Origin of the sequence: Marinactinospora thermotolerans DSM 45154 (assembly GCF_900167435.1) — a bacterium.
Classification (GTDB): domain Bacteria; phylum Actinomycetota; class Actinomycetes; order Streptosporangiales; family Streptosporangiaceae; genus Marinactinospora; species Marinactinospora thermotolerans.
Genome location: NZ_FUWS01000002.1, coordinates 497,784 through 524,147, shown reverse-complemented (window position 1 = coordinate 524,147; position 26,364 = coordinate 497,784). Strand labels below are relative to the sequence as shown.

General features: G+C 69.8%; 25 protein-coding genes and 1 riboswitch. Of the genes, 12 read left to right on the top strand and 13 right to left on the bottom strand.

All coding sequences use genetic code 11. The annotated features are described in order from the left end of the window. Nucleotides 1-359: 359 nt before the first annotated feature. The 3 genes from B5D66_RS05300 to B5D66_RS05290 form a co-directional block, all read right to left on the bottom strand. Complete coding sequence (locus B5D66_RS05300; RefSeq protein WP_078760455.1) at nucleotides 360-1,364, bottom strand: C40 family peptidase; 1,005 nt, start codon at nucleotides 1,362-1,364, stop codon at nucleotides 360-362. A gap of 487 nt (nucleotides 1,365-1,851) precedes the next feature. Further along, on the bottom strand, nucleotides 1,852-3,240 hold the full coding sequence (locus tag B5D66_RS05295; protein WP_078760454.1) for an NYN domain-containing protein: 1,389 nt from the start codon (nucleotides 3,238-3,240) through the stop codon (nucleotides 1,852-1,854). Continuing rightward, on the bottom strand, nucleotides 3,237-3,506 hold the full coding sequence (locus tag B5D66_RS05290; protein WP_144389973.1) for a hypothetical protein: 270 nt from the start codon (nucleotides 3,504-3,506) through the stop codon (nucleotides 3,237-3,239). Before B5D66_RS05290 ends, B5D66_RS05295 begins: the two co-directional genes overlap by 4 nt. A gap of 235 nt (nucleotides 3,507-3,741) precedes the next feature. On the opposite strand from B5D66_RS05290, the gene B5D66_RS05285 reads away from it, so the two are divergent. From B5D66_RS05285 to B5D66_RS05275, 3 genes are read left to right on the top strand one after another with little or no spacing between them, the layout of a single operon-like run. Beyond that, nucleotides 3,742-5,457 carry a DEDD exonuclease domain-containing protein gene (locus B5D66_RS05285; RefSeq protein WP_078760453.1) on the top strand — a complete coding sequence of 572 codons (1,716 nt, stop codon included), beginning with the start codon at nucleotides 3,742-3,744 and terminating at the stop codon, nucleotides 5,455-5,457. Continuing rightward, on the top strand, nucleotides 5,435-6,214 hold the full coding sequence (locus B5D66_RS05280; RefSeq protein ID WP_078760452.1) for a rhomboid family intramembrane serine protease: 780 nt from the start codon (nucleotides 5,435-5,437) through the stop codon (nucleotides 6,212-6,214). The genes B5D66_RS05285 and B5D66_RS05280 overlap by 23 nt, the downstream gene beginning before the upstream one ends. 47 nt (nucleotides 6,215-6,261) lie before the next feature. Next, a complete protein-coding gene (locus B5D66_RS05275) occupies nucleotides 6,262-6,537 on the top strand; it encodes an Lrp/AsnC family transcriptional regulator (protein ID WP_078760451.1) in 276 nt (91 codons plus the stop codon). Between the two features lie 46 nt (nucleotides 6,538-6,583). On the opposite strand, the gene trpD is transcribed toward B5D66_RS05275, so the two are convergent. Further along, nucleotides 6,584-7,636, bottom strand: a complete 1,053-nt coding sequence (gene trpD, locus B5D66_RS05270) for an anthranilate phosphoribosyltransferase (protein WP_235000763.1) — start codon at nucleotides 7,634-7,636, stop codon at nucleotides 6,584-6,586. A 265-nt stretch (nucleotides 7,637-7,901) separates the two neighbouring features. Continuing rightward, nucleotides 7,902-8,342, bottom strand: a complete 441-nt coding sequence (locus B5D66_RS05265; protein ID WP_078760449.1) for a DNA-binding transcriptional response regulator — start codon at nucleotides 8,340-8,342, stop codon at nucleotides 7,902-7,904. Nucleotides 8,343-8,892: 550 nt separating this feature from the next. Here B5D66_RS05265 and ctaE point away from each other — a divergent pair. The 7 genes from ctaE to B5D66_RS05235 all read left to right on the top strand — a co-directional run bounded on the left by ctaE (nucleotide 8,893) and on the right by B5D66_RS05235 (nucleotide 16,387). Continuing rightward, on the top strand, nucleotides 8,893-9,522 hold the full coding sequence (gene ctaE / locus B5D66_RS05260) for an aa3-type cytochrome oxidase subunit III (protein ID WP_078760448.1): 630 nt from the start codon (nucleotides 8,893-8,895) through the stop codon (nucleotides 9,520-9,522). A 16-nt stretch (nucleotides 9,523-9,538) separates the two neighbouring features. Beyond that, complete coding sequence (gene qcrC / locus B5D66_RS05255; RefSeq protein WP_078760447.1) at nucleotides 9,539-10,441, top strand: cytochrome bc1 complex diheme cytochrome c subunit; 903 nt, start codon at nucleotides 9,539-9,541, stop codon at nucleotides 10,439-10,441. Then, nucleotides 10,434-11,546: a cytochrome bc1 complex Rieske iron-sulfur subunit gene (gene qcrA / locus B5D66_RS05250; RefSeq protein WP_078760446.1), complete on the top strand. Its 1,113-nt coding sequence runs from the start codon at nucleotides 10,434-10,436 to the stop codon at nucleotides 11,544-11,546. Before qcrC ends, qcrA begins: the two co-directional genes overlap by 8 nt. 3 nt (nucleotides 11,547-11,549) lie before the next feature. After that, nucleotides 11,550-13,193 (top strand): cytochrome bc1 complex cytochrome b subunit, encoded by a 1,644-nt coding sequence (gene qcrB / locus B5D66_RS05245; RefSeq protein ID WP_078760445.1) that lies wholly within the window; start codon nucleotides 11,550-11,552, stop codon nucleotides 13,191-13,193. Between the two features lie 97 nt (nucleotides 13,194-13,290). After that, nucleotides 13,291-13,465, top strand: a riboswitch (cobalamin riboswitch). Between the two features lie 93 nt (nucleotides 13,466-13,558). Further along, entirely contained in the window at nucleotides 13,559-14,566 is a 1,008-nt protein-coding gene (locus B5D66_RS24935; protein WP_455429552.1) for an ABC transporter substrate-binding protein, read from the top strand. Beyond that, entirely contained in the window at nucleotides 14,563-15,588 is a 1,026-nt protein-coding gene (locus B5D66_RS05240) for a FecCD family ABC transporter permease (RefSeq protein WP_144389971.1), read from the top strand. Before B5D66_RS24935 ends, B5D66_RS05240 begins: the two co-directional genes overlap by 4 nt. A 19-nt stretch (nucleotides 15,589-15,607) precedes the next feature. Further along, entirely contained in the window at nucleotides 15,608-16,387 is a 780-nt protein-coding gene (locus B5D66_RS05235; RefSeq protein WP_078760443.1) for an ABC transporter ATP-binding protein, read from the top strand. Between the two features lie 245 nt (nucleotides 16,388-16,632). On the opposite strand, the gene B5D66_RS05230 is transcribed toward B5D66_RS05235, so the two are convergent. From B5D66_RS05230 to ctaC, 4 genes are all read right to left on the bottom strand, one after another. Then, nucleotides 16,633-17,976, bottom strand: coding sequence for a L,D-transpeptidase (locus tag B5D66_RS05230; protein WP_078760554.1), 1,344 nt, complete (start codon nucleotides 17,974-17,976; stop codon nucleotides 16,633-16,635). Between the two features lie 238 nt (nucleotides 17,977-18,214). Then, complete coding sequence (locus tag B5D66_RS05225; RefSeq protein ID WP_078760442.1) at nucleotides 18,215-18,640, bottom strand: cytochrome c oxidase subunit 4; 426 nt, start codon at nucleotides 18,638-18,640, stop codon at nucleotides 18,215-18,217. Between the two features lie 15 nt (nucleotides 18,641-18,655). Beyond that, nucleotides 18,656-20,338 carry an aa3-type cytochrome oxidase subunit I gene (gene ctaD, locus B5D66_RS05220; protein ID WP_078760441.1) on the bottom strand — a complete coding sequence of 561 codons (1,683 nt, stop codon included), beginning with the start codon at nucleotides 20,336-20,338 and terminating at the stop codon, nucleotides 18,656-18,658. Beyond that, nucleotides 20,335-21,294: an aa3-type cytochrome oxidase subunit II gene (gene ctaC, locus B5D66_RS05215; RefSeq protein WP_200813523.1), complete on the bottom strand. Its 960-nt coding sequence runs from the start codon at nucleotides 21,292-21,294 to the stop codon at nucleotides 20,335-20,337. Before ctaC ends, ctaD begins: the two co-directional genes overlap by 4 nt. A gap of 408 nt (nucleotides 21,295-21,702) precedes the next feature. Between ctaC and B5D66_RS05210 the strand changes: the two genes are divergently transcribed. Further along, nucleotides 21,703-21,939 carry a sulfurtransferase TusA family protein gene (locus B5D66_RS05210; RefSeq protein WP_078760439.1) on the top strand — a complete coding sequence of 79 codons (237 nt, stop codon included), beginning with the start codon at nucleotides 21,703-21,705 and terminating at the stop codon, nucleotides 21,937-21,939. Nucleotides 21,940-22,037: 98 nt separating this feature from the next. Here B5D66_RS05210 and rpsD read toward each other — a convergent pair whose 3' ends face one another. Next, a complete protein-coding gene (gene rpsD / locus B5D66_RS05205) occupies nucleotides 22,038-22,649 on the bottom strand; it encodes a 30S ribosomal protein S4 (protein ID WP_078760438.1) in 612 nt (203 codons plus the stop codon). A 73-nt stretch (nucleotides 22,650-22,722) separates the two neighbouring features. On the opposite strand from rpsD, the gene B5D66_RS05200 reads away from it, so the two are divergent. Continuing rightward, nucleotides 22,723-23,496 carry a hypothetical protein gene (locus tag B5D66_RS05200; RefSeq protein WP_078760437.1) on the top strand — a complete coding sequence of 258 codons (774 nt, stop codon included), beginning with the start codon at nucleotides 22,723-22,725 and terminating at the stop codon, nucleotides 23,494-23,496. 20 nt (nucleotides 23,497-23,516) lie between these two features. Here the strand turns inward: B5D66_RS05200 and B5D66_RS05195 are convergent, their stop codons facing one another. The 3 genes from B5D66_RS05195 to B5D66_RS05185 all read right to left on the bottom strand — a co-directional run bounded on the left by B5D66_RS05195 (nucleotide 23,517) and on the right by B5D66_RS05185 (nucleotide 26,266). Next, nucleotides 23,517-24,488, bottom strand: coding sequence for a carbohydrate kinase family protein (locus B5D66_RS05195; protein WP_078760436.1), 972 nt, complete (start codon nucleotides 24,486-24,488; stop codon nucleotides 23,517-23,519). A gap of 146 nt (nucleotides 24,489-24,634) precedes the next feature. Continuing rightward, nucleotides 24,635-24,985, bottom strand: a complete 351-nt coding sequence (erpA, locus tag B5D66_RS05190) for an iron-sulfur cluster insertion protein ErpA (protein WP_078760435.1) — start codon at nucleotides 24,983-24,985, stop codon at nucleotides 24,635-24,637. A gap of 177 nt (nucleotides 24,986-25,162) precedes the next feature. Beyond that, on the bottom strand, nucleotides 25,163-26,266 hold the full coding sequence (locus tag B5D66_RS05185; protein ID WP_078760434.1) for a glycerate kinase family protein: 1,104 nt from the start codon (nucleotides 26,264-26,266) through the stop codon (nucleotides 25,163-25,165). Nucleotides 26,267-26,364: the final 98 nt, after the last annotated feature.

The window sequence follows — 26,364 nt, the reverse complement described above, 5'->3', positions numbered from 1 at the left end:
CTGACCGACGGGCGCGGGGGTTTCCCGGGAGCCACCCTGGCGCGCGGCCCGGTCGGGCGGGGGTGTCGCGCGGGGGCTGGGCTCCCTCGGTCTCCGCGCCTCGGGTGAGTTAGCGAGTGGAGCGCGGAGTTCGGCGGGAGTGGCCGCCGCCATCCTGGTGATGGCGAGAAGACGACCTCACTCGGCGATGAACCCTAGTGCATCTCCAGGACTGGTCTCAACCAATTCGTTACGTTAGCCCCATTTTTCCTGCAAGGAGCACCCCGTCCCCTTGACGACGACGCCGCCCGGGCCACGGCAGACCGTGGCCCGGGCGGCGAGGCGAACAATCTCACTCGTCCCGGTCGACGGGACGAACGCTAGGGGCGGACGGCGAACTGGTACTGACCGTCCCAGTAGCCCGCCAGCGACGTGATCTCGATGTTCTTGCCGGTACGCGGGGCGTGGACCATCTGGTTGTTGCCGACGTACATGCCGACGTGCCCCAGGTCACTGAAGAAGAGCAGGTCGCCCGGCTGAAGAGCGTCCCGGCTGACCCGCTGGCCGACCTCGGCCTGGCCGTAGGTGGTGCGCGGCAGGCTCACGCCGGCCGCCCCCCAGGCGCGCATGGTCAGACCCGAGCAGTCGAAACCGTCCGGACCGGCACCGCCCCAGACGTAGGGCTTGCCGATCTGGGCGTAGGCGAAGTCGAGAGCGGTGGCCGCGCTGCCGGAGGCCGACCCCGTGTAGGTGGCTCCCCCGGAGGAGTCGACGGAACCGTCGTCGGTCGGGTCGGCGCCGGGGAACTGCGCGAGCAGCTCCTCCTGCTCGGCGATCTTCTCCTCGACCTCGTCCTTCTTCTCCTCGGCCTCCTCCTTCTGCTCCTCGGCCTCCTTCAGGGCGTCCTCGGCCTCCTGCTTCAGCTTGATGAGGCGCTCGGAGGAACCGGCGAACTCCTCCAGCTCGGCCTGCTGGCTCTCGGAGAGGTAGCCGATGTCGGCCGACTGGTCGAGGATGTCGGAGGGGTCGTCGCTGGCCAGGATGTTGGTCGTCGACCCGACGTCGGTTCCCTGGTAGGCCGCGCTGGCGAACTGGGCGACCTTGTCACGCAGCTCGTTGTAGCGGTCCTCCTCGTCGCCGACCTGCTTCTCGAGCTCGTCGACCTTCTTCTTGGCGGCGTCGTAGTCCTCCTTGGCCTGGTTGTAGTCCTGGACTACGCTGTCGGCCTCTTCCTGGAGTTCCGCGAGCCTCTGCTCGGCCTCCTCCTGCGTCTGCTCCGGCTCGGCGTGGGCGATGCCGGACGGCAGGATGATGCTTCCTGCGGCCACGACTCCGAGACCGGTGACGATCCGGCGGGCCGTGCGCCGACCACCGTTGTCAGTCATGGGCGGTACACGCTCCTTCATCAAAGTCCGCTGCGGGAGTGGGGATGGGCGAGGGGTCGGCGCCAGCGATCACGGCGCACGCGAGCCAGGCGGCGGGGGAACCGCCGTCCCGTGCGTGGGGGGTCGTTGACGCGGCAGCACGACCACGTGCTCCCGCACGATCGGGCGAACCTCCCGCGCGCGGTCGGGCTACCACGAGTCCGCCACTGCGGCGCGGAAGCGATCAAGCTCCGGATAGAACCTAGCGGACGACCCCACCGGGCTCAACCACAACAGGGCACTTGTAACGGCGGACACAGTCGTCCCAGAGGTGTCACCGCAGCCCTCCACCTCGGGAGCCGACCCCGCCCACCTGGCCGCTTTCGGTCAGACGGCGCCCTGATGTCCGCATCCGTGTCCGTCAGGAGGCGAAAGACCACGCTGCAATCGTGACCTGCCGGCGCCCGCCACCCCGCCCACACCGCGTGCTCCCGCGCGGCCGGGCCTCTCAAGCCGAGGGGTCCAGGCGGCGCAGCAGCAGCGCCGAGGGCACCGCGTGGGCCCCCTCGCGCCGGACCGCGGACACGATCTCCCGGTCGGAGGTGACCACCGCCAAGGGCCGTCCCGAGGGTTCGGCCCGGACGAGCCGGATGATCAGCTCGTCGGCGGTCTCCCCCGGCTCGCTGAACAACAGGCGCACCCGTCGCTGGCCGGACTGCACGGGCGGGAGGTCGACCTCCGCCCCGTCGAAGACGCACGTGATCTCGGCCTTGGTACGGCTCGCCAACCCCTCGAGGCCGGCCATCAGCCGGGTGCGCTGATCGGCCAGGGGGAGCGTGCCATAGCCCGTCTTGGTGACGTTGTAGCCGTCGACCAGGAGATGGACGCGCGGCATGGTGAGCAGCTGGTCGATCAGGGCGGGATCGTCCGTGGGCAGCCCTCCCGTCATGGGGGTCCGCCCGCGCGCCCCGCCGGCCACCAGGTCCGCCGGGCTCTCGATGGACGTGGGCAGCGCCAGTTCGCGACGCAGCCCGTGCGCCGCGTCCAGCAGCACGTCGACGAGGACCCGCAGCCGCGCCTCTTCGGCGCTGCGCCCCGCGCGGGCGGCGCGGCGGGCGTTGTCCACCTGGGCCTCGGCGGCGGCCAGCCGGTTGCGCAGCCGCCGGTTCTCCGCTTCCACCGCGCTGACCTGTCCCGCGGCGTTGCCGCTACGGTCCGCGGCCTCGGCGATCGCCTGCTCGGCGCGGCCGATCGCCTCCTTGGCCCGCTGTCGCTCGGCGTGGATCCGCCGGCGCAACTCGGCGATCTCGCCGCGCTGCTCCCGTAGTTCGGCGCGGAGCCGGATCACCTCGTCACGGTGTTCGTCCTTGAGCTCGCCGATCTGACGGCGGAGCTCGGCGATGGTCTCGGCCGCCTCGTCGGCCTCCTTGGCGCTGGCTCGCCGCTCCAACTCGCTGTTGACCCGGTTGACGACGTCGACCCAGCCGTCAGGGCGGATGAGATAGGCGGCCGCGGCGACCGTCACCGGATCGGCGGCGGGGGGCACCACCCCCTTGCGCAGCCCTTCGGTCAGCTCGGGCCAGACCGCCTCCATGCGTTCGGCGACCCGTCCACGAAACGTCGCGTCCGTCTCCAACTGGGCGGCGATCTGCGGGCCGGCGAGCCGGGCCCGTCTGCGCGGCTCGAACTTGGCGACTCTACGCAGCACCGGGGGGAGATCGGTGATCGGCAGCCCGCCGAGAACGTCGGACCCGTAGTCGATGACGCGGGTCCGCACGCTCTCCGGGAGCACGAGAGGTACCCCGCCGTTGCCGGAGGCGTGGGAGGACTGCTCCGGCGCGGACGTCCCGACGTCCTCCGGTTCGGCGCCCGCCGTCCCGTCGGAGTCGGTGCTCATGCCCGCCCCACGGGGCCTTCCGCCGCAACGGTCTCGCCCGCCGGACGGTCGACGACCTCGACGGAGTCGACCGCGTTGCACCAACGGCACCGGACCTGCTCGACCGTCTCGCTCAGCGTCTCGCTCTCCTCGAAGCGGCTGTCACCGGACAGGTCGAAGTGCAGGTAGTCCCGCGAACGGACGGTGCGGGTCACGTCGAACCGGGTCAGGTTCCCGCATTGGGTGCACCGCCACCGCTGGGCGTCGGTCGGCATCGTCGTGCTCACGGCCTTGTCACTCCTCGACTTCGATCCCCGATCCCCTCCACGTGGAGGGCGGCCCGCACCGGTTCCTCCGGCCGGCCGTTGCTGGTCCGGTCCATCTTTCCATGTCGGGGGATAGTTCCCCCCAGTCCCCCACAAGGTGCAGGAACCCCGCCCCCATCGCGGCCCCGCCTTCCGCCGGCACGCACCACCTCCACCACGGTCCCTTCCCGTCACCACCTGCGCCTACCCTGACGAGGTGGCACAACAGCAGCACTCGGTCCAGACGTCGCTGGAGGACCTGGGGACACCCCTGTCGGCCACGACCTTCGTGGTCGTGGACCTGGAGACGACGGGGGCGCGGTCCAGCGGCGCCGGCATCACCGAGATCGGCGCGGTGAAGGTCCGCGGGGGCGAGGTCCTCGGCGAATTCGGCACCCTCGTCAACCCCGGCGTGCCGATCCCCCCGTTCATCACCCTGCTGACGGGCATCACCCAGGCGATGGTCGCCACCGCCCCGCCGGTCGACGCCGTCCTCCCCGGTTTCCTGGAGTTCGCCGAACTGGACCGGGGCGCCGTCCTGGTCGCCCACAACGCCCCCTTCGACGTGGGTTTCCTCAAGGCCGTCTGCGCCGACCACGGTCTGCCCTGGCCGGCTCCCACGGTCGTGGACACCGTGCCGTTGGCCCGGCGGCTGATCCCCCGCGGCGAGGTCGGCAACCACAAGCTCGCCACCCTCGCCGGCTTCCTCGGGGTGCCCGACCGCCCGACCCACCGGGCGCTCGACGACGCCAGGGCGACGGTGGGCGTGCTGCACGGCCTCTTGGAACGGCTCGGCGCCTTCGGAGTGGACACGCTTGAGGAACTGCGGGCGTTTCGCAGCGCCCCGACCTCGGTCCAGCGCGGCAAGCGGCACCTCGCCGACGACCTGCCCGAGTCCCCCGGCGTCTACGTCTTCGAGGACGCGCGCGGCGACGCGCTCTACATCGGCAAGAGCGGCAACCTGCGCCGGCGGGTGCGCTCCTACTTCACCGCGGCCGAGACCCGCCGCAGGATCAGGGAGATGGTCGGGCTGGCCGAGCGGGTCAGGCCGATCGTGTGCGCGACCCCCTTGGAGGCCGAGGTCCGCGAATTGCGGCTGATCTGCGAACGCCACCCTCCCTACAACCGCCGTTCCCGCCACCAGGAACGGCTGGTCTGGCTCAAACTGACCCGCGAGCCCTATCCGCGCCTGTCGGTGGTGCGCGACCTGGCCGAGGACGGCGCCCCCTACCTCGGACCGTTCCGTAGCGCGCGCGAGGCGCAGCTCGCCCGCGAGGCCCTTGAGGAGACCGCCCCGATCCGGCGCTGCAACCACCGTCTGCGCCGCTCCCCCACCGTGGCCGCGTGCGCGCTGGCCGGGATGGGGCGCTGCGGCGCCCCGTGCGAGGGACGGGAGAGCGTCGACGACTACGCCGCGCACGTGGCCGCGGTGACCGCGGCGATGACGGATGAACCGGGCCGCGTGGTCACCCGGCTGCGGCAGCGGATCGAGGAGCTGTCGCGGGAGCTTCGCTATGAGGAGGCGGCGGCCCACCGCGACCGCCTGGCCGCGTTCCTACGGGCCTCGATCCGCCGGCAGCGGTTGGCCGCGCTGGCCGGCTGCTCCCACCTGGTGGCCGGCCGCCCCACCCCCGCCGGGTGGGAACTGGCGGTGATCCGACACGGCCGGCTCGCGGGATCGGCGCTGATGGGCCGGGGGGAGCGTCCCGCGCCCTTCCTCTCCGCCCTCGTGGCGACCGCCGAAACCGTGGAGCCGGGCCCCGGCCCGGCGCCGCGCGCCACGCCCGAGGAGATGGAGTGTCTGCTGCGCTGGCTCGAATCCCCTGGTCTGCGGTTGGCCGAGATCGAGGGCACGTGGAGCTGCCCGGTCGATGGAGCGGAGAAATACCGGGACCTGACAGACTGGGGCCATGGCAGGCATCCCGCTCAGTGACGACTATCCGGTCCGGCGCGTCCCCGTCGTCACCTACCTGCTGATCGCGGTCAACGTCGCGGTCTACCTCCTGTCCCCCTCCTCACTGGTGGCGACGTGGTACGGCGCGGCCGACGGGATGGTACGGGCCTGCGCCCAGGAGTTGTATCTGCTGCGCTGGGCGGCGATCCCGGCCGAGCTGCTGACCGGCGACGCGCTGGGCGCGGCGGGGCTCACGCAGACCCCCGGCTGCCCGCCCACCGAGGTGGCCAAGATCCCCTGGATATCGGCGGTGACGTCGATGTTCCTGCACGGGGGCACGCTCCACCTGCTGGGCAACATGGTCTACCTGTTCGTCTTCGGCCCGTGTGTCGAGGACCGGCTGGGCCGGATGCGCTATCTCGGGATGTACCTGGCCTGCGGTGTCCTGGCCTGCTACGGGTTCGCCCTGAGCGAGGGAGCGATCGAGGTGCCGATGGTCGGCGCCTCCGGCGCGATCTCCGGCGTGCTGGGCGCCTACCTGGTGGTCCAGTTCCGCAGCCGGGTGATCACCCTGGTCTTCGGCGTCCTGCCGGTGCGGCTGCCGGGCTGGGTCCTGGTCGCCACCTACTTCGTGCTGCAATATTTCCTCTACATCAGCCTGTCACTGTTCCCCGGCGAGGACGCCGGGGTCGCCTACGCCGCGCACGTCTACGGCTTCGTCGCCGGTGTGGCGGGCGGGCTGCTCGTCTACCGCATCCGCTGGCGCGCCGGATGGCGCCTTTCCGACGTGCACTGACGCCGCGACCCGGCGCACCCTCACCACCGATCCCAGGAGGATTCCACGTGATCACCGCGATCGTCATGATCAAGGCCGACGTCGACCGCATCCCGGAGGTCGCGGAGGCGATCGCCGAGATCGACGGCGTGAGCGAGGTCTACTCGGTCACCGGAGGAATAGACCTCATCGCCCTCGTCCGGGTGCGACGGCACGAGGAGCTGGCCGAGATCATCCCCGGCCGGGTGAACAAGGTGGCCGGCGTGCTGTCCTCCGACACCCACATCGCCTTCCACACCTACTCCCAGCACGACCTGGAGGCCGCGTTCTCCCTGGGGCTGTAGTCGTCGGGTCCGTGCCCGGGGCGCGCCCGGGCACGGACGGCGAAGGCTAGTTCCGCGCGGCGCGCTCCTGGCTGGCCTTGATCCAACGGTCGAGCGTGGCCTGCGCCGCGCCACTGTCGACCGCGGCGGCCGCGCGCTCGTAGGCGGCGCCGATCCCCTCGGTCAGGGTTCCGCTGAACCCCTCCGCGGCCACGAGCGCGCCGGCCGCGTTGAGCAGAACGGCGTCGCGCACGGGTCCGGTCTTACCTCCGACAAGGTCGCGCACGACGGCGGCGTTGAATCCGGCGTCCCCCCCGCGCAGCGCCTGCGGTTCGGCCCGTTCGATGCCGAGGGCGGCCGGGTCGAGCCGCTCCTCGCGCACCTCCCCGTCACGGACCACCCACACCGCGGAGGTGGTGGTCGTGGTCAGTTCGTCCAGGCCGTCGTCGCCGCGGAAGACCAGCGCGGAGACGCCGCGCCGGGCGAACACCCCGGCGATGACCCCGGCCATGCGGGGATCGAACACCCCGATCGCCGCGGCGGTCGGGCGCGCCGGGTTGGTCAGCGGGCCCAGGAAGTTGAAGACGGTGGGGGTCCCCAGTTCGCGCCGCGGCTTGGCCGCGTAGCGCAGCGAGGGGTGGAACAGCGGCGCGAAGCAGAAGGTGATCCCGACCTCCTCGACGACGTCGACCGTGTGCCGGGGGGACAGGTCGATGACGACGCCGAGGCGTTCGAGCACGTCGGCCGTTCCACACGAGGACGAGGCGGCGCGGTTGCCGTGCTTGACCACGCGCACCCCCATGGCCGCGGTGACGATCGCGGCCATGGTGGAGACGTTGACCGTGTGCGCCCGGTCCCCTCCGGTGCCGACGATGTCCAGGGTGGGTCCCGGGACGGTGATGGGCACGGCGTTGTCCAGCATTCCCTGGGCGAGACCGGTGACCTCCTCGACGGTCTCGCCCTTGGCGCGCAGCGCGATGGCGAATCCCGCGATCTGGGCGTCGGTCACGGCGCCGGACATGATCTCGTTCATGGCCCAGGCGGTGTCGTCGGAGTCGAGGGACCTCCCGGCCAGCAGCGTGTCGAGGAGTTGGGGCCAGGTGCGTTCGGAGATGCTCACTAACGGTTCCTTCAAAGGTGTCGTGGTCCGTGGGTGTTCACTGCGGGCACGTGTCAGGCACGCCATCGGGCGATGTCCGCACCGTGGTGGAGGGCACCGCTGAAGAACCGGAGGGATCGTCCGCCGTACCGGGGCACGGCGACACCTTGGAAGAGGGGCATCTACAGAATTATCCGTGGGACGGCCCGCCGCTGGGCGACGGGCGGGGCGTGTCGTGTGACGTGGCGGCGCCGCCCGGGCCGAAGCGCCCGGGCGGCGCGCATCGTCAGCCGGCGACGACCGACTTGCGGGCGCGCTCGCGCAGCATCTCGGCCAGCGTTCCGGCCAGCGCCACGGGGTCGATCGGGTGGGCGAGCACACGGTCGGCACGCGACCAGGCCCCCAGCCAGCGGTCGTCGCGGCGGCCGATGAGCAGCAGCACCGGTGGGCAACGGTAGATCTCGTCCTTGGCCTGCCGGCACAGGCCCATGCCGCCGGCGGGCCGGGCCTCGCCGTCGAGGATCGCGACGTCGATGGCGGAGTCCTCCAGCCGCTTGAGCACCACCGGCGCGGTGGCGCACTCGACGAACTCGACCTTGGGCACGTCCGCGGCGGGACGACGGCCGATGGCCAGGCGTACCTGTTCGCGGACGCCGGCGTCATCGCTATAGATGAGGACGCGCATCGTGGGGGTGTGTTCGGCGGTCTCGGTGCCGCTGTTCGCCATGGGAACCGTCCTTATTGTTCGGCCACCGCGTCCGGCGTCGGCCGCCGCCGCTGGGCCATGACTTCGTTGTCCCGGCCGATCAGGCGGCGCGCGGGCGCCACACGCCCTCTCCGGCGCCCACGTGTTACCCCGCCACGGCCACTCCCACACCCGCCCTCGAACGCACGCGGTCGGGTGCACACGGCACCGAGCCTATTGCCTTGAGACGTTCGACACGACGGGAGCCCGCGAACCCGTGGGACGCCGGCCGTATCAGGACGTCCGTTCCGGCCGCATCGCCATGGGCGTTGCCGAGACCTTCCTGATACCCTCGCTGCGGACCGACGGCCCGACACGAGGCGGTCGGGGCCGCTCGACCTCCGTATCAATGGGGGTTCGGCGGGCCCCCTTCCGCCCGGATGTCCCCGCCACGTCTCGTTCCCACTGGTCACGGGGATGTCACGACGGCCCCAGGGGCGCACAGCCACCTCTGGCCTCGTGATCACGACCTATCTCACCCGATACGGGGGGTCGTGCAACACCCCTCGTCAGATGCCGCAATAATGCAGACGTGGCGACAGCAACCGCGAACCAAGAAACAGGACCGACACCAGCACATCATGGTGCGGCGAAGCGACCTGACCTGGTGAGCGTTGGCACCATCGTTTGGTTGGCCAACGAGCTCATGTTCTTTGCGGCGCTGTTCGCGATGTACTTCACCATCCGATCGGTGACCAAGGGAAACCCGGAACTGGGCGCCTGGCCCGACGTTCACCTGAACGTGCCGTGGGCCCTGTCCATCACCGTCATCCTGGTGGCCTCGAGCTTCACCGCGCAGGCCGGCGTCTGGGCCGCCGAGCGCGGTGACGTCAAGAAGCTCCGTAAGTGGTTCTTCATCACGTTCGCCATGGGCCTGATCTTCGTGCTCGGCCAGGCGTACGAGTACTACGAGCTGATCGTGCACGAGGGCCTGACCCTGCAGTCCAGTGCCTACGGTTCGATGTTCTACCTCACCACGGGCTTCCACGGGCTCCACGTGATCGGTGGTCTGATCGCGTTCCTGATCATGCTGGGACGCACGTACGCCGCGAAGCGCTTCACTCACCAGCAGGCGACCAGCGCCATCGTCGTGTCTTACTACTGGCACTTCGTTGACGTGGTCTGGATCGCTTTGTTCGCATCCATCTACTTCATCCAGTAACCCGAACGGGGAAACCGTGAAATGGATTACCGCGCGGCGACGGCATCCCCTTGCGGGGTATGTCGTCGTCATAATCGCGCTCGCCTTCTTCGGCGTGGGCTACGCCTTCGTGGCGCCCAACGCTGATCGGGCTCAGGCGCAGACCGTTGCGGCCGGCTCCGAGGAGGCCCCGGTCGACATCAGCAACGGCAAGCAGATCTTCGTCCAGAGCTGCGCCAGCTGCCACGGGCTCGACGGGAAGGGCACCGAGAACGGTCCCGACCTGACGGGCGTGGGTGCGGCCGCGGTGGACTTCCAGGTCAGCACGGGCCGTATGCCGTCCATGAACCCGGACGTGCAGATGCCCCGCCGCGACCCGGTCTACACCGAGCAGGAGATCCTCGACCTGGCCGCCTACGTCGACCAGGAGTTCGGCGGCGGCCCGGCCATCCCGGAGCAGGCCCCCGGGCTGGCTCCGCAGCGCTCGGACTTCGAGGACGAGAGCGAGTACAAGGCCGCCAAGGAGCAGTACGAGGCGGCCTACGAGCAGTACATCGCCGGTGGTGACACCGAGGCCGGCATGAAGCTGTACATGACCAACTGCGCGCACTGCCACAGCTGGTCCGGTGCCGGCGGCGCCCTGACCGACGGGCGTTGGGCCCCGGAGATCCACGAGGCGACCCCGCGCGAGATCTACGAGGCCATGATCACCGGTCCCGGTGCGATGCCGGTGTTCAACGACACCACCATCACCGAGGAAGAGAAGCAGTCCCTGATCAAGTTCGTGAAGGACCTGCAGGCCGAACCGGACGCCGGCGGCGTCTTCTCGCTCGACCGCATCGGCCAGGTCGCCGAAGGCTTCATCGGCTGGACCGTCGGCATGAGCCTGATCGTGGCGTGCGCCATCTGGATCACCGCGAAGCAGCGAGCACATGACTGATAACAACACCAACCACGACAGCGGGGCCGGTGCCGAAGGACCCGACCGGGTCATCGGCACCCCCTCGCCCGCCGGCGAATCCCTCGCCGGCGCCACGGCGACCGCCCATGAGCGGCGGCACGAGGGGCCCTACCCCGCCGTGGAGACGCACCCGCGCCCCGAGGAGATGCAGCGCAAGGGCGAGAAGCTCGCCGCGCTGTGGTTCCTCGTGGCGTTCCTCGCCGGCATCGGCTTCTTCGTCAGCTACTTCTCGTTCCCGCCGAACGCCGAGGGCGAGCCGGCGATCGCCGACCCGCAGACCGCGCAGTACGCGAACATGCTCATGGGCGGCACGATCGCCCTGGCGCTGTTCGCCATCGGCGCCGGTATGACGGTGTGGGCCCGCCGGGTGATGCCGCACTACGAGGTGTCCTCGCCCTACGACGAGCTGCCCTCCTCCCCCGAGGAGAAGGGCTCGTTCAGCGACTTCTTCATGCAGGGCGCGCATGAGAGCGGTTTCACCAAGCGTCCGCTGATGCGCCGTACCCTCCTGCTGGCCATGGTCCCGCTGGGCCTGGCCCCCATCGTGCTGCTGCGCGACACCGGGCCGCTGCCCGGTGACAAGCTGAAGCACACGATGTGGGAGGACGGCATGCGGATGGTGGTCGAGGGCACCGACCGCCTCATCCGCGCCTCCGACCTCGACGAGGTCGGCGGCATGGTCACCGCGCTGCCCGAGTCGCATGACCCCGAGCACGGGCTCAGCCTGAACGACCAGGCCAAGACCGTGGTCCTGCTCATCAAGATGGACCCGGCCGACTTCAGCGACGAGATGACCCAGCAGCAGCTCGACTGGACCCACGACGGGATCGTCGCGTACTCCAAGATCTGCACCCACGTGGGTTGCCCCGCGGCCCTCTACGAGCAGACGTCGCACCGGATCCTGTGCCCGTGCCACCAGTCGACGTTCGACGCCGCCAACGGCGCCAAGGTCGTCTTCGGGCCGGCCCACCGGGCGTTGCCGCAGCTCCCGGTTAGGGTGGACGATGAGGGGTACCTCGTCGCGGCCGGTGACTTCTCCAGCGCCGTCGGCCCGACGTTCTGGGACGCGGAGAAGGGTGACTAGCAGATGAGCACTACTCCTGCCCCCAAGGCGCTGCGCGGCCTCGGCAACTACATCGACGACCGGTTCCACCTGGCGAAGACCGGCGAGAAGAACCTGCGCAAGGTCTTCCCGAACCACTGGTCGTTCATGCTGGGCGAGATCGCGCTCTACTCGTTCATCATCCTGTTGGTGACGGGTGTCTTCCTGACGCTGTGGTTCAACCCCAGCATGGGTCACGTGGTCTACGACGGCTCCTACGAACGGCTGAGGGGCGTGGGGATGAGCGAGGCCTACGCCTCGACGCTCCACATCACCTTCGACGTCCGTGGCGGCCTGTTCATCCGCCAGGTGCACCACTGGGCCGCGCTGATCTTCGTGGCCTCGCTGGTCATCCACATGCTGCGGGTGTTCTTCACCGGCGCGTTCCGCAAGCCGCGCGAGATCAACTGGCTCATCGGTGTCGCCATCTTCACGCTGGCGATCGTCGAGGGCCTGTTCGGCTACTCGCTGCCCGACGACCTGCCCTCCGGCATGGGCGTGCGCATCTTCCAGGGCGTGCTGCTGGCCATCCCGGTCATCGGCACCTACCTGATGATGTTCATGTTCGGTGGGGAGTTCCCCGGCGAGGCCATCATCCCCCGGCTGTACACGCTGCACATCCTGGTGATCCCGGGCATCCTGCTGGCGCTGATCGTGGCGCACTTCATGATCCTGTGGCACCAGAAGCACACCCAGTACCCGGGAACCGGACGGACCGAGAAGAAGGTCGTCGGCACGCCGATGTACCCGGCGTTCGCCGTCAAGGCCGGTGGGTTCTTCTTCTTCACCTTCGCGGTCATCGCCGGGCTGGCGGCCTTCGTCCAGATCAACCCGATCCACCTGTTCGGGCCGTTCACCCCGACGTCCATCACCTCGGGCCTCCAGCCCGACTGGTACATGGGCTTCCTGGAGGGTGCGCTGCGCATCTTCCCGAACTGGTTCGACTTCACCATCGCGGGTTACGCGGTGCCGATGGGCGTCTTGCTGCCCGGCCTGGGCGGCATGGGCCTGCTCTTCGGCGGCCTGGCGGCGTGGCCGTTCATCGAGGCCTGGATCACCGGGGACAAGCGCCACCACAACGTGGCCGACCGTCCGCGCAACGCCCCGACCCGCACCGGCATCGGTGCGGCGGGTGTGACCGCCTACGGTCTGATCTGGCTGGCCGGCTCCAACGACATCCTGTCGGAGACGTTCTCCATCAGCCTGTACGCGACGACGTGGTTCTTCCGCATCGCGATCATCCTCGGCCCGATCATCGCGTTCATCGTGACCAAGCGCATCTGCCTCGGTCTGCAGCGCCGGGACCGCGAGATCCTGGAGCACGGCTACGAGAGCGGCACCATCCAGCAGCTCCCCAGCGGTGAGTTCATCGAGGTGCACAAGGAGTCCTCCCCGGACACCGTGCACGTCCTCCAGAGCAAGCCGCCGGCCCGCATCGACATCGACTCCACCGACGAGAACGGGGTGGAGCCGCCGAGCGGGCGGGGGGCCAAGGGACGGCTTCGCGCGCGTCTGGCCCACTGGTACACCAAGGACAACGTCTCCTTCGAGGGCGTCCGTCCGCACAGTGGGCACCACCTCCACCACGGCGCCACCGCGTCCGAGGAGGAGTCCGTGAAGGCCCACTGAGCCCGTCTCGGTGGCCTGTGAAGGGCCCGGCCTCCCCCGCGCCACGGGGAGGCCGGGCCCTTCGGCGTTCCCGGCCGCTCTTCGCCCGCGGGGCCTGTGATACCTTGCAGCCGCCAGCCGCCCCGCACGGGGCAGGGAATCCGGTGCGAATCCGGAACTGACGCGCAGCGGTGAGGGGGACGGACGGGGCACGGGCCACTGGGACCATCCTGGGAAGGCGCTCCGGCCGGACGAACCCGAGTCCGAAGACCTGCTGGCACTCTGGTCTCCCGCCGACCGGAGGAGGATGCCCGCCGGGCCCCGCGACCGGGCCCCACGCGAAAAGGACGGCCGTGCCGACCCCCCATCGTCCCCTCGTCCCCGTCCTGCTCTCCCTCGCCCTGTGCGCCGCCACCGGATGCGGTGCCGACTCCGCGGACCCGACCACGCACGCCGCCCCGGAGTCCGCCGTGACGGTCCACAACTGCGGCCGTGACGTGGTGGTCGCCGAGCCGCCCCAGCGCGCGGTCTCGCTCAACCAGGGGTCGACCGAGATCCTGCTCTCCCTCGGCCTGGCCGACCGGATGGTGGGGACCGCCACCTGGACCGATCCCGTCGCCGAAGGGCTGGAGCAGGCCAACGCGGGCGTGCCCCGCCTGGCCGACAACGCCCCCTCGTTCGAACGGGTCCTGGACGCGGAGCCCGACTTCGTCTCCGCGTCGTTCGTCTCGACCCTGGGCGAAGGCGGCGTCGCCACCCGCGACGACTTCGAGCGGCTCGGGGTGGCGACCTACCTCTCCCCGGCCGACTGCGCCAAGTCCTCCTTCGACAGGGGCGACGGTTCCCGCGCGGAGCCGTTGACGATGCAGGACGTCTACGGTGAGGTGCGCGACCTCGCGAGGATCTTCGGAGTCCAGGAGCGCGGCGAGGAGCTGGTCGCCGACCTCTCCTCCCGTGTGGACGCCGCCACCCGTGACGTCGACGCCTCCGGCACCACCGTGCTCTTCTGGTTCGCCAACTCCGAGGCGCCCTACCTGGCGGGATGCTGTGGGGCGCCGGGCATCATCACCGAAGCCGTCGGCGCGGAGAACGCCTTCGACGACACCCACGACGAGTGGCCCCAGGTCAACTGGGAGACCATCGCCGACCGCGACCCCGACGTTCTCGTGCTCGGCGACCTGACCCGGGACAGCCAGACGGCCGAGTCCGGTGCGGCCAAGATCGACTTCCTGAAGTCCACTCCGGTCACCCGCCACATGGACGCCGTCGAGAACGACCGATTCATCCTCGTCAGCGGTGCCGCCATGAACCCGTCGATCCGCACCGTCGAGGGGATCGAACAGGTCGCCGCCGGGCTGCGCGAGCTGGGTCTGGCCGGCCCCCGACGTTCGTGAGAGGGCTTTTCGCGGCGCGCCCCCTCCTGCTGTGGCCGGCCGGCTGCGCCCTGCTGGTGGCCTCCGTCGCGGTCGCGATCACGATCGGCCCCGCGGGGATCTCCGTGGGCGAGGTCGCGGCGGTGACCGTCTCACGCCTGGGCGGAGCCGACTCGGGGCTCAGCGCGATCCGTGAGGGCATCGTGTGGGACCTGCGGCTGCCCCGCACCCTGCTCGCGGCGGTGTGCGGCGCCGGACTGGCCCTGTGCGGGGTGGTGATGCAGTCGCTGCTGCGCAACCCGCTCGCGGACCCGTTCGTCCTGGGGGTCTCCTCCGGAGCCTCCACCGGCGCGGTGCTGGTCGTCGTGCTGGGCGTGGGCGGGGGCGCGCTGTCCCTGTCCACCGGGGCGTTCCTCGGCGCGGCCTGCTCCTTCGCCCTCGTCTTGGGCCTGGGGCACCTGTCGGGGGGAACGACCGACCGCGTGGTGCTGTCCGGCGTCGCCACGATGCAGTTGTTCTCGGCGCTGACCTCTCTCGTCGTCATGTCCTCGGCCGATCCGGAACAGACCCGGGGCGTGCTGTTCTGGTTGCTGGGCTCGTTGAGCGGGGCGTCCTGGCCCGATGTGTGGCCCTGCCTGCTGGTGCTGCTCCTGGCGTTGCCGGCGTGCCTGGGACGGGCCCCCGCTTTAGACGCGCTCGTCTTCGGCCAGGACGCCGCCGGCTCGCTGGGGATCCACGTCGCCCGAACACGCCTGGCGCTGCTGGGGGTGACCGCCCTCATGACCGCGGCGCTGGTGAGCGTGGTCGGCGCGATCGGTTTCGTCGGCCTCGTCCTGCCCCACGCGGCCCGGGCGATCGTCGGCCCCGGCCACCGCCGGCTCCTGCCCGTCTCGGCGCTGGCCGGCGCGATCTTCCTCGTGTGGGCCGACACCGTGGCGCGGACCGTCCTGGACCCGCAGGAGCTTCCGGTCGGCGTGGTGACCTCGTTGATCGGTGTTCCCGCCTTCGTCCACATCCTGTACCGCGGCCGGAGGACGGCATGAGGACGCGGAGGGGGCACGGATGAGCCTGCGCGCGGAGGACGTCTCCTGGAGCGTCGGCGGCAGGATGATCGTGGCCGGCGTCAGCCTGGAGCCGGCCCCGGGACAGACGGTGGGGCTGCTCGGCCCCAACGGGTCCGGCAAGTCGACGCTGCTGCGGCTGCTGGCCGGGGTGCGCCGGACTTCATCGGGGGTGGTCCGCCTCGATGGCGCGCCCCTGGAGGAGATCGGGCGGAAAGGGGCGGCCCGCCGGATCGCCGTGGTGGAGCAGGAGGCCACCCCCCAGGTGGACCTGACCGTGGGCGACGTGGTCCGGCTGGGCCGCATCCCGCACCGCAGGGCCTGGGCTCCCCTCTCCTCGGCCGACGAGGCGGCGGTGGAGGCCGCCCTCGGTCACACGGGGTTGACGGACCAGGCGGAACAGTCCTGGCACACCCTGTCGGGAGGGGAGCGCCAGCGCGCCCACATCGCCCGCGCCCTCGCCCAGGAGCCTCGTGAGCTGCTCTTGGACGAGCCGACCAACCACCTCGACGTCCGTCACCAGCTGGAACTGCTGGACCTGATCACCCGCCTCCCGGTCACCACGGTGATCGCGCTGCACGATCTCAACCTGGCCTCGATGTTCTGCGACCACCTCGTGGTGCTGCGGGAGGGGAGGGTGGTCGCCGCCGGACCGCCGGAACGGGTGGTGACCCCCCGGTTGGTCTCCGAGGTCTACGGGGTCCGCGCGGTGGTGTCTCCCGACGGGCCGGGGGGACGGCCCTACGTCCGTTTCCTCCCGCCCACCGGGGAGGCGCGCTGAGAGGACGTGGCGGGAGCGCCACAGCGCCGGCGCCCCGCCCGGGAGGGGTCCCTGTGGCGGGCGGCGGGAGGCCGCTCAGCCGGCCTCTCCCGGCCATCGGGGCCTCGGGCCTTCCCCGGCCGTACCGGAGAGGCAGCTGAGAGATCTCAGGCCCCTGAAACGGTCCGTCCATAATTCGTCCGTCCCTCACCGCGGAAGGCCCCCGGAGCGATGCTCCGGGGGCCTTCCAAGCGGGCTCGGCCGCGTCAGTCCGTGGCGGAGGCGGCGGCCGGCTCGGCCAGCGGGGAGCCCGGCGAACCGGCCTCATCCGTCTTGTCGGACTCGCCCAGGTTGCTGTTTGCCAGCCACTCGTCCCACGAGCGTTGCCAGTAGCCCCACCCGTTGTCGACCTCGAGCTCGCGGTCGGTCCCGGTGATGGTGAGCGGGTCGCCCATCAGCGAGTTCTCGTAGAACCACTTGGCGTCCTCGGTGCTCATGTTGGTGCAGCCGTGGCTCATGTTGGCCTGGCCCAGGGAACCGTTCCACGGGGCGGCATGGGTGAACTCGCCGCTGTTGGAGAAGCGGACCGCGTACTGCACGTCGAGCTTGTAGTAGTCGGGGTGCCCCTCGGGGATGCCGACCGTCGCGGAGTCCATGACCAGGTGCTCGTACTTCTCCATGGTCAGGTGCACACCGCTGGTGGTGGTGTAGGCGCGGGTCGTGGCGTTGCCGTTGCTGATCGGGAAGTCCTTGATCTGCTCGCCGTCGCGCTCGACCACCATGCGGTGCGTGTCGTCGTCGATCTCGGTGAACTGCGCCCGGCCGACCTCGAAGTTGATCTGGGAGTTCTTGATGCCGTAGACGCCCTCGGCTGCCTGGACACCGGCCAGCCGCAGGTTCACCGTGACCTTCTGGTAGGGCTCCCAGTACTCCTTGGTGCGGAAGACCGCCATCTGGTCGCCGAACCAGTTCCACGCGCCTTCGGCCGGCTTCTCGGAGACGACCTCCATGGCGGCCTCGACCGCGGCCTTGTTCTCGACCGGAAGGTCGAAGTTGACGATGATCGGCATGCCCACGCCGACCGTGTCGCCGCTGACCGGGAAGTTCGACTGGAGTTCGAGCCGCTTGCCCTCGGTCGCGGGGAGGGTCGAGAACTCGCTGACGACCTCGGTCTTCTCACCGTCTTCACCCTCGGCGGTGGCCGTGACGGTGACGTCGCTGCCCGGTGTCAGCGTCCAGTCGCTGACCCATTCGGTCTTGTCCTCGTTGAGCGTTCCGGTGATCTCGTCGAGCGCGCTGTCGGTCGACTCCTGCTGCTCCGTGGACACCTCGGCCGTCTGCGCCTGCTCGCCGGCCGCCTGGGTGATCTTCACGTCGGTGATGGTGCCGTTGGCCGCGGTGACGGTGACCGGCAGGTTGGGTTGGACCTCGGTCGACCCGTCCTGCGGGGTGATCTCGACCTCGACCGCGCTGCCGGTGCTCTCAGAGCCGGTGGTGTCGGCCCCCGGTCCGGCTTCGCCCCCGGAGCACGCGGCCGTGAAGACGAGGGCCACACCGGCCAACCCTGCGCCCAGGCGACGAAGTGTCGGTGTGAATGCGCTGTCCTTCACGCGTGCGACCTCCAGCATCGAGCTCGACCGGATCCCGACCCGTCCGCTCGGGCTCGAATCCAAGCGAACAAGTTCCAAAAACGATGACAAGGCGGCCGTACCGGGAGATACCCCGACAGGATGTATCGGTCCGCTCGAAAAGAATACCCCGGCCGGGCAACGATCTCAGCGGATTCGTTGCCCGGCCGGGGCCACAAAAGGACATCGATACCCGGTTACAACCGGGTTCAATCCTGTTCTAGTGCTGGAACTCCTTGCGGTAGTACTCGAAGACCCAGCCGATCGAGGTGAGGATGATGGCGAAGGCGCCGATGAAGACCATCCACCAGCCGATCGCCACGCCCACCGCGGTGAACGCGACCGCCATGGCCACGAACAGCGGCCACCAGCTGTGCGGGCTGAAGAAGCCGTACTCGCCGGCGTTCTCGGCGATCTCACCGTCGAGGCGCTCCTCCGGCGGCAGGCCGTGCGCGCGCTCGCTGCGACGCGCCGCCTGCCACAGCCAGAAGCCGACCATCCAGCCGAAGCCGATGGCGACGACCAGGGCCACCGTGCCGGTCCACTCGATCTGGCCCTCGACGGCCCACGCCCAGTAGGCGTAGAGGCCGGCGATGAGCCCGAAGAAGGTCGAGACGCCCATAAACAGGTAGGCCTGCATCTTCATGGTGAGCCCTCCCTCCTACTTCGTGGTTGCCGGAGCCGGGGCCGCGCCGGGCGCGGCGGCGTACGGGTGGTGCAGGTCGAACGCCGGACGCTCCGACCGGATCCGCGGCAGCGAGGTGAAGTTGTGCCGGGGCGGCGGGCAGGAGGTGGTCCACTCCAGCGAGCAGCCGTACCCCCACGGGTCGTCGACCTGGACCTTCTCGGCCTTCTTCGCGGTGATCCAGAGGTTCCAGAAGAAGATCAGCGTGGAGGCGCCCAGGATGAACGAGCTCACCGAGGAGAACTGGTTCAGCGCGGTGAAGCCGTCAGAGGGCAGGTAGTCGGCGTAGCGGCGGGGCATCCCCTCCGCGCCCAGCCAGTGCTGGACGCCGAAGGTGCCGTGGAAGCCGAGGAACAGCGTCCAGAAGTGCCACTTCGCCAGCTTCTCGTTGAGCATCTTGCCGGTGAACTTGGGCCACCAGAAGTAGAAGCCGGCGAACATCGCGAAGACCACGGTGCCGAACACGACGTAGTGGAAGTGGGCCACCACGAAGTAGGAGTCGGTGACGTGGAAGTCGATCGGCGGGGAGGCCAGGATGACACCGGTCAGGCCGCCGAAGAGGAAGGTGACCAGGAAGCCGATCGTGAACAGCATCGGCGACTCGAAGGTGAGCTGGCCCCGCCACATCGTCCCGATCCAGTTGAAGAACTTCACACCGGTCGGAACCGCGATGAGGAAGGTCATGAAGGAGAAGAACGGCAGCAGCACCGCGCCGGTCGGGAACATGTGGTGCGCCCAGACCGTGACGGACAGGCCGGCGATCGCGATGGTCGCGGCGACCAGGCTCTTGTAGCCGAAGATCGGCTTGCGGCTGAAGACCGGCAGGATCTCCGTCGCGATACCGAAGAACGGCAGCGCGATGATGTAGACCTCGGGGTGGCCGAAGAACCAGAACAGGTGCTGCCACAGGATGGCGCCGCCGTGCTCGGTGTCGTAGACGTGGGTACCGACGATGCGGTCGGCGCCCAGGGCGATGAGGGCGGCGGTCAGCACCGGGAACGCGATGAGCACCAGCACGCTGGTCAGCACGGTGTTCCAGGAGAAGATCGACATCCGGAACATCGTCATGCCCGGTGCGCGCATGCACAGGGCGGTGGTGATGAAGTTGACCGCACCGAGGATCGTGCCCAGACCGGAGACGGCCAGGCCGAGGATCCACAGGTCACCGCCGACGCCCGGCGAGCGGACCGCGTCGGACAGCGGGGTGTAGGCGAACCACCCGAAGCTCGCGGCGCCACCAGGGGTGAGGAAGCCGCTGATGGCGATCAGGCTACCGAAGAGGAACAGGTAGTAGCCGAACAGGTTGATGCGCGGGAACGCCACATCGGGCGCGCCGATCTGCAGCGGCAGCAGGATGTTGGCGAAGCCGACGAACAGCGGCGTCGCGAACATCAGCAGCATGATCGTGCCGTGCATCGTGAAGAGCTGGTTGAACTCTTCGTTCGTCATCATCTGCATGCCGGGGTACATCAGCTCGGCGCGGATGAGCAGCGCCAGGATGCCACCGAAGATGAAGAACGCGAACGAGGTGATCAGGTACATGTACCCGATGACCTTGTGGTCGGTCGACGTCATCCAGTTGACGATGATCGACCCTTTTCTGCGCGCCGGCGACTGCTCAGTGGCCGGGGCGGCGTGCGACTCAGTGACAGCCGTCATGACTGCTCCGCCTCCTCGTCAGCCGCGGGGGAGGCCTCGGGCGACTGCTCGCCCTCGGGACGCGCGGACGCGCCCTCGTTCTGCTCCGCACCCTCGGTGCCGGCGTCCGGCTCCTGGCCGGTCTCCTGCTCGGCCTCGGGAGCGGGGGCCTCGATGACGCCCTCCGCGGGGTTCTGCTTCTGGTCCTCGAGCCACTGCTCGTACTCCTCGGGGCTGACCACCTTGACGGTGAACAGCATGCGGGAGTGGTCAACACCGCACAGCTCGGCGCAACGGCCCGCGAACGTGCCCTCGACGTCGGGGTTGACCTTCACCTGGAACTCGTTGGGGTGACCCGGGATGACGTCCATCTTGAAGACGAACGCCGGGATCCAGAACGAGTGGATGACGTCGGGCGACTCCAGGTCGAAGTGGATGACGCTGTCGTTGGGGAGGACCAGCTGGGGGTCATCCCCGGGAATGCCGGCGATCGAGACGTCCTCGCCGTTGACGTTCTCTTCACCCTCGTACGTGAACTGCCAGCTCCACTGGAACGCGTTCACGTGGATGTTGACGTCGGCGGGCTCGTCGGTCTCCATCAGGTAGGCCTGGTCACGCGCGGTGAAGTAGAACAGCACCGCGATGATGACGATCGGCAGGACGGTGTAGAGCGCCTCGATGGGCATGTTGTAGCGCACCTGCGGCGGAAGCTGCTCGGAGCGCTTGCGGTGGAAGATCACCGACCAGATGATCAGTCCCCACACGAGAATGCCGACCGCGATCGCCGCCACCCACGAGCCCTGCCAGAGCGCGAGGACACGCTCGGCCTGCTCGGTGATCGGCTCCGGCACACCCAAACGAGTGAACTCGTTCGACGCGCAGCCGGTCGCGGCTATACCCAGCGCGGCGAACGCGGCGCCACGTGGTGCCCATCGGCGCAGCGCGGGGCGCCGATTCCTATGGCGGGTCGGACTCACGGATTGCCTTCCCAGCGGTGATGCCCGCGCGAAGCGCGGGCGGTCGTATATCCAAAGCTTGTCAAGGGGAAACATTATCGCGAACCACCCGCGGTGCTGATCACGGGCATGGCGGGCCAGCGTGTTGCGTTGCGCCCATTCGGTGGCGCGGCAGGGTCGGTCCGGTGCTTTGGACCTCTCCCACCCCGAGGCGCCGCGCTTTCGCACTTGAGGCCGTCATGGTGTCGCGTCTGTCGCCCGGCCCGCTCTCGGGAGCGCCCCGGTGTCCGTCAGACCCCGAAACACGCCCTCCTCGAGCGGGCTAAGGCGAGGGTATCGCTGGTTTTACGAGGCCCTTAACCGGGTGCCTCTTACCGGCCCACATGGGTAAAGATTGGGACACGAACCGTAGACGCGAGGAGCAAGACCGTGCCGGAACAGCCAGTCCTGACGATCGACGCGATCGGCCGCAAGTGCCCCATACCGATCATCATGCTGGCCGGGCGGATCCGCGAGGTGCCGATCGGTTCGGTGATCGCGGTCACCGCAGACGATCCGGCCGCGATCACCGACATCCCATCGTGGTGCCGGCTGAAGATGCAGGAGTTCGTCGCGCGGGTGCCGTTGGCGCGCGGAAGCGCGTTCCACATCCGGCGCATGTACTGAAGGCGGCCGGCCCCGGCACCGCCGCGTGGTGGATCCGCGCAGCGCGAGGGCCGCGCGACCTTGCGGTCGCGCGGCCCTCGTTTCGTGCTCGCTGTGTCCTAGCGGGCGTAGTACTCGACGACGAGCTGCTCGTCGAAGGGCACGGGGACCTGCTCGCGCTTGGGGCGGTCGACGACCGCGATGCGCAGGTCCTTGTGGCTGACGGCCAGGTAGCCGGCGATCTTGTCGTCGGCGTGGACACCCTCGGCGGCCTCGACGAACGGGACCATCTGCCGCGACTTCTCGCGAACGCCGATGATCTGGCCCGGCTTGACCTGGTAGGACGGGATGTCGACCTTCTTGCCGTCAACCGTGATGTGACCGTGGTTGACGAACTGGCGAGCGGCGTAGATCGAGGCGGCGAAGCCGGCGCGCAGCACGACGGTGGCCAGGCGCAGCTCCAGCTCGGCGATCATCTCCTCACCGGTACGGCCCGGGCGCTTCTTGGCGTTCTCGTAGACGCGCGCGAGCTGCTTCTCCGAGAGGTCGTAGTACCAGCGCAGCTTCTGCTTCTCGGCCTGCCGGACGGCGTAGTCGCTGGTGGAGCGACGGACACGGCGGCCGTGCTCGCCGGGCGGGTACGGGCGCTTCTCGAAGTAGCTGACCGCCTTACGGGTCAGCGGGGTACCGGCGCGCCGGGACAACCGCACCTTCGGTCCGGTGTAGCGCATTCAAGTCCTCCGTTTTTCGTTTCTTGCAAAAACGGGAATCCTAGGTAAGGCTTGCCTAAGTCTAGGAGGTGTCATGCGACAGCCCTGCCCGTCCGAGATCGAACGGGTCCGTTCCCTCGCCGCCACGGCGACCCCGACCGCGGTGGCGTTGGCCGATGATCCGGACACGCGTTTCAGCGCATCCGGAGCGGTCGACCGTGTCGGGCGCGTAGTCCTGCTGATCGGCACCGACCACCCGCTGCACGGGGCACTGCGGGAGGTTTCACGCGGGTCGACCGGCCCGCGGGCCGGTGTCGATCTGTGCGCGATTCGACACGTGGGTCGGACACCCACTGTACGCGCTCGGCTGTGGTGCGAGGGCCGGGTGTCCGAGGTCCCCGCGCACGAGCGCCGCCAAGCCGCCCTCGCGATCTGGGAACGTCATCCCGACGAAGGGCTGCTCGCCGCAGTGGACAATGATCCCACACCCGACGGACCGCTCCTCGCCTGCATCGAGCCCGACGTGGTGGTCTACGACACCTACGACGACGCCGGCGTCATCGACGGCGCGGCCTTTCGCGCCGCCCGCCCCGATCCGCTGACCCTCCCCGCCGAACGGATCCTGGCCCGGGTCAACGACCGCCATCGCGACGAGTTGAGCGCGTCCCTGCGCGACGTGCCCGACGTCCCGCAGGGCCGGGCCTGGCTGTGGGAGCTGGACGGATTCGGCGCGACCCTGTGGGTGTCCCCCTACGCCTCGGACCGGCCGGTGCTGGTCCGGCTGCCCTGGAACGTGCGCGCCACCGCGCCCTGCCAGTTGGAAGGAGCCCTACGGGAGCTGTTGGGCCGCCGCGGGGCGCTGCGCTGATCCCCACGACGGCTCCGACGTCACAGGTGGATCTCGACCTCGTGGGCGGCCTCGTCACCGTAGGACAGCGCGATCCGCTCGGTCAGCGACTCAGCGGTCAGGGTGTACTCCTGGGGACCGTTGACCTCCAGGGCGTGGACCGCGACCGCGTTGCCCACCTGGGCGCAACGCTCCAGGGACAGCCCCCACGACAGCGCGGAGAGGAAGCCGGCGCGAAAGGCGTCGCCGACGCCGGTCGGGTCGACCTTCGTCGTGACGCTCGCCGCGGCGACGTGCAGGGACGGCTCGCCCTTGCGGTCGATGCGCACGCCCTTGCCCCCCAGCGTGGTGACACGAACGTCGACCCGGTCGAGGATCTCCTCGTCGCTCCAGCCCGTCTTCTGTTCGGCGAGCGCCTTCTCGTACTCGTTGGTGAACAGGAAGCGGGCGCCCTCGATCAGCCCGCGGACCTCGGGCCCCTCCATACGGGCGAGCTGCTGGGAGGGGTCGGCGGCGAACGGGATGCCCCGCTCGCGGCACTCGTCGCTGTGACGGGTCATCGCCTCGGGGTCGTCGGCCCCGATCAGCACGAGGTCCAGTCCCCCGACGCGCTCGGCCAGCGGCGTCAACTCGATGAGCCGGGCCTCGGACATGGCACCGGCGTAAAACGACGCGATCTGGTTGTGGTCGCGGTCGGTGGTGCAGACGAAGCGGGCCGTGTGCCGCAGTTCGGAGACGTGCACCGCCGAGGTGTCCACCCCGTGGCGTTCGAGCCAGGAACGGTAGTCGGCGAAGTCGGTCCCGACCGAGCCGACCAGGAACGGGGTGAGCCCCAGGCAGCCCATGCCGAAGGAGATGTTGGCGGCCACGCCACCCCTCCGCACCTCCAGCTCATCCACCAGGAACGACAGCGACACCTGTTCCAGCTGGTCGGCGATGAGCTGTTCGGCGAAGCGTCCCTCGAAGGTCATCAGATGGTCGGTGGCGATGGATCCGGTAATCGCGATACGCACTGCGGCGGGCTCCTCAGATGGGGGCGGGCGAGACGTCTCAAGGGTAGCGACCAGCGCCCACCCGGCCCCGTGATCGGACCACCATAGGACAGGCCCGCGCGGTGTTCCGCGCGGGCCCGTGTGGCTGGGCGTCTTGGCCCGGTGCCCTAGTTGAACGAGTCGCCGCAGGCGCAGGAACCGGTGGCGTTGGGGTTGTCGATGGTGAACCCCTGCTTCTCGATCGTGTCGACGAAGTCGATCGTGGCGCCCATGAGGTAGGGGGCGCTCATCCGGTCGGTGACGACCTCGACACCGCCGAAGTCGGCCACCACGTCGCCGTCGAGCTCACGCTCGTCGAAGAAAAGCTGGTACCGCAGGCCCGAGCACCCCCCGGGCTGGACGGCGACACGAAGACGAAGGTCGTCGCGGCCCTCCTGCTCCAGGAGTCCCTTGACCTTGTTCGCGGCATCGTCAGTCAGGATGATCCCCTGCGCGGTGGCCTCGCTCTGAACCGTCATCTGCTAGCTCCTCCAAAAGGGGTGGCGGCCGCCACGGCGACCTTTCTGCCTCTGACGTCTCAACGCCGAGGTGTCGTTGCGCATTCCTGCCGCGGCCCCGAACGCCCGGCTGTGCTGTATCCAGGTTAGGTTCTCCGCGGCACCGTCGCCATCCCGGCCACCCCGTGCCGGCGCGGGTCAGCGCCGCCAGCGGCGGGCGACCTGGGCGGCCAGCCTCCGCAGTTCCTCGGCCGGCCGCGCCAGGGCCGCCTCGACCGATCCCGCGGAGTCGGTGAGCGCGTAGGTCTCGGTGATGCCGGCGGCCGCGGCCTCGGCCCGCCCCACCGCCACCCGTCCGGCCAGCACCAGGCAGGGGACACCGTGGTCGGCGGCGGTCCGCGCGACGCCGTGGGGCAGCTTGCCGCGCAGCGACTGGGAGTCGAAGGACCCCTCTCCCGTGACCACCACGTCGGCCCGCGCGACCTGGGCGTCGAGCCCGACCGCGGACAGGACGCGGGACACCCCTGATTCCACCGTTCCCCCGAGGAGGAGCAGGGCGTATCCCAGGCCACCCGCGGCGCCCGCGCCCGGGGTGGCGCGCAGTGTCGCGTCGGGGTCGGTGGCGTCGGCGAACACCGTCAGCGCCGCGTCCAGGCGCTGGACCAGGTCGCGGTCGGCACCCTTCTGGGGGCCGAAGACCGCGCTGGCGCCGTGGATGCCCAGCAGGGGGTTGTCGACGTCGGTGGCGGCGACGAGGCGCACGCCCTTGGTCGCGGCACGGGCGGGTTCGAGGTCCACCCGGCCGGCGAGGTCGGCCAGGGCGACGCCGCCGCGGTCCAGGGCCGAGCGTGGGGTGGCGCCCAGGGCCGCGAGCATCCCGGCGCCGCCGTCGTTGGTGGCGCTGCCCCCCAACCCGACGACCACGGTGCGCGCTCCCGCGTTGACGGCGTGGGCGATCAGCTCGCCGACACCGGCGCTGGTGGCGCGGCCGGGATCGCGGGTCGTCGCGGGCACCAGGTGCAGCCCGCAGGCGTGCGCGCTCTCGATGTAGGCGGTGTCACCGGCGAGGAGGTACTGCGCGCTCACGGGGGCGCCGAGCGGGCCGGTCACGGTCACGTCGGCGACCGCGCCGCCGAGCGCGGCGTGCAGGACCTCGACGAAGCCGGGACCTCCGTCGGAGAGCGGGATGAGTTCGGTCTGGGCGTTGGGGTCGGCCGAGCGCCAGCCCTCGGCGACAGCCTGGGCCGCCTCGAGCGCGGTGAGGGTACCGGCGAACTTGTCTGGGGCAATCACGATACGCACGGCCCCAGTCTGCCCTTGGTGGAAGTGTTCCAGCCATACCCCCAACGGAAATACTCCACTTTGCGGTATCAAGAATCCGCATCACGGAATTACCATGG

What these genes read in the sequence shown, in the direction of transcription:
- B5D66_RS05295 (WP_078760454.1), bottom strand. Translation starts at nt 3,240, where the DNA reads ATGAGCACCGACTCCGACGGGACGGCGGGCGCCGAACCGGAGGACGTC.
- B5D66_RS05280 (WP_078760452.1), top strand. Translation starts at nt 5,435, where the DNA reads ATGGCAGGCATCCCGCTCAGTGACGACTATCCGGTCCGGCGCGTCCCC.
- B5D66_RS05300 (WP_078760455.1), bottom strand. Translation starts at nt 1,364, where the DNA reads ATGACTGACAACGGTGGTCGGCGCACGGCCCGCCGGATCGTCACCGGT.
- qcrA (WP_078760446.1), top strand. Translation starts at nt 10,434, where the DNA reads ATGACTGATAACAACACCAACCACGACAGCGGGGCCGGTGCCGAAGGA.
- erpA (WP_078760435.1), bottom strand. Translation starts at nt 24,985, where the DNA reads ATGACGGTTCAGAGCGAGGCCACCGCGCAGGGGATCATCCTGACTGAC.
- B5D66_RS05265 (WP_078760449.1), bottom strand. Translation starts at nt 8,342, where the DNA reads ATGGCGAACAGCGGCACCGAGACCGCCGAACACACCCCCACGATGCGC.
- rpsD (WP_078760438.1), bottom strand. Translation starts at nt 22,649, where the DNA reads ATGCGCTACACCGGACCGAAGGTGCGGTTGTCCCGGCGCGCCGGTACC.
- B5D66_RS05200 (WP_078760437.1), top strand. Translation starts at nt 22,723, where the DNA reads ATGCGACAGCCCTGCCCGTCCGAGATCGAACGGGTCCGTTCCCTCGCC.
- B5D66_RS05225 (WP_078760442.1), bottom strand. Translation starts at nt 18,640, where the DNA reads ATGAAGATGCAGGCCTACCTGTTTATGGGCGTCTCGACCTTCTTCGGG.
- qcrB (WP_078760445.1), top strand. Translation starts at nt 11,550, where the DNA reads ATGAGCACTACTCCTGCCCCCAAGGCGCTGCGCGGCCTCGGCAACTAC.
- B5D66_RS05235 (WP_078760443.1), top strand. Translation starts at nt 15,608, where the DNA reads ATGAGCCTGCGCGCGGAGGACGTCTCCTGGAGCGTCGGCGGCAGGATG.
- ctaD (WP_078760441.1), bottom strand. Translation starts at nt 20,338, where the DNA reads ATGACGGCTGTCACTGAGTCGCACGCCGCCCCGGCCACTGAGCAGTCG.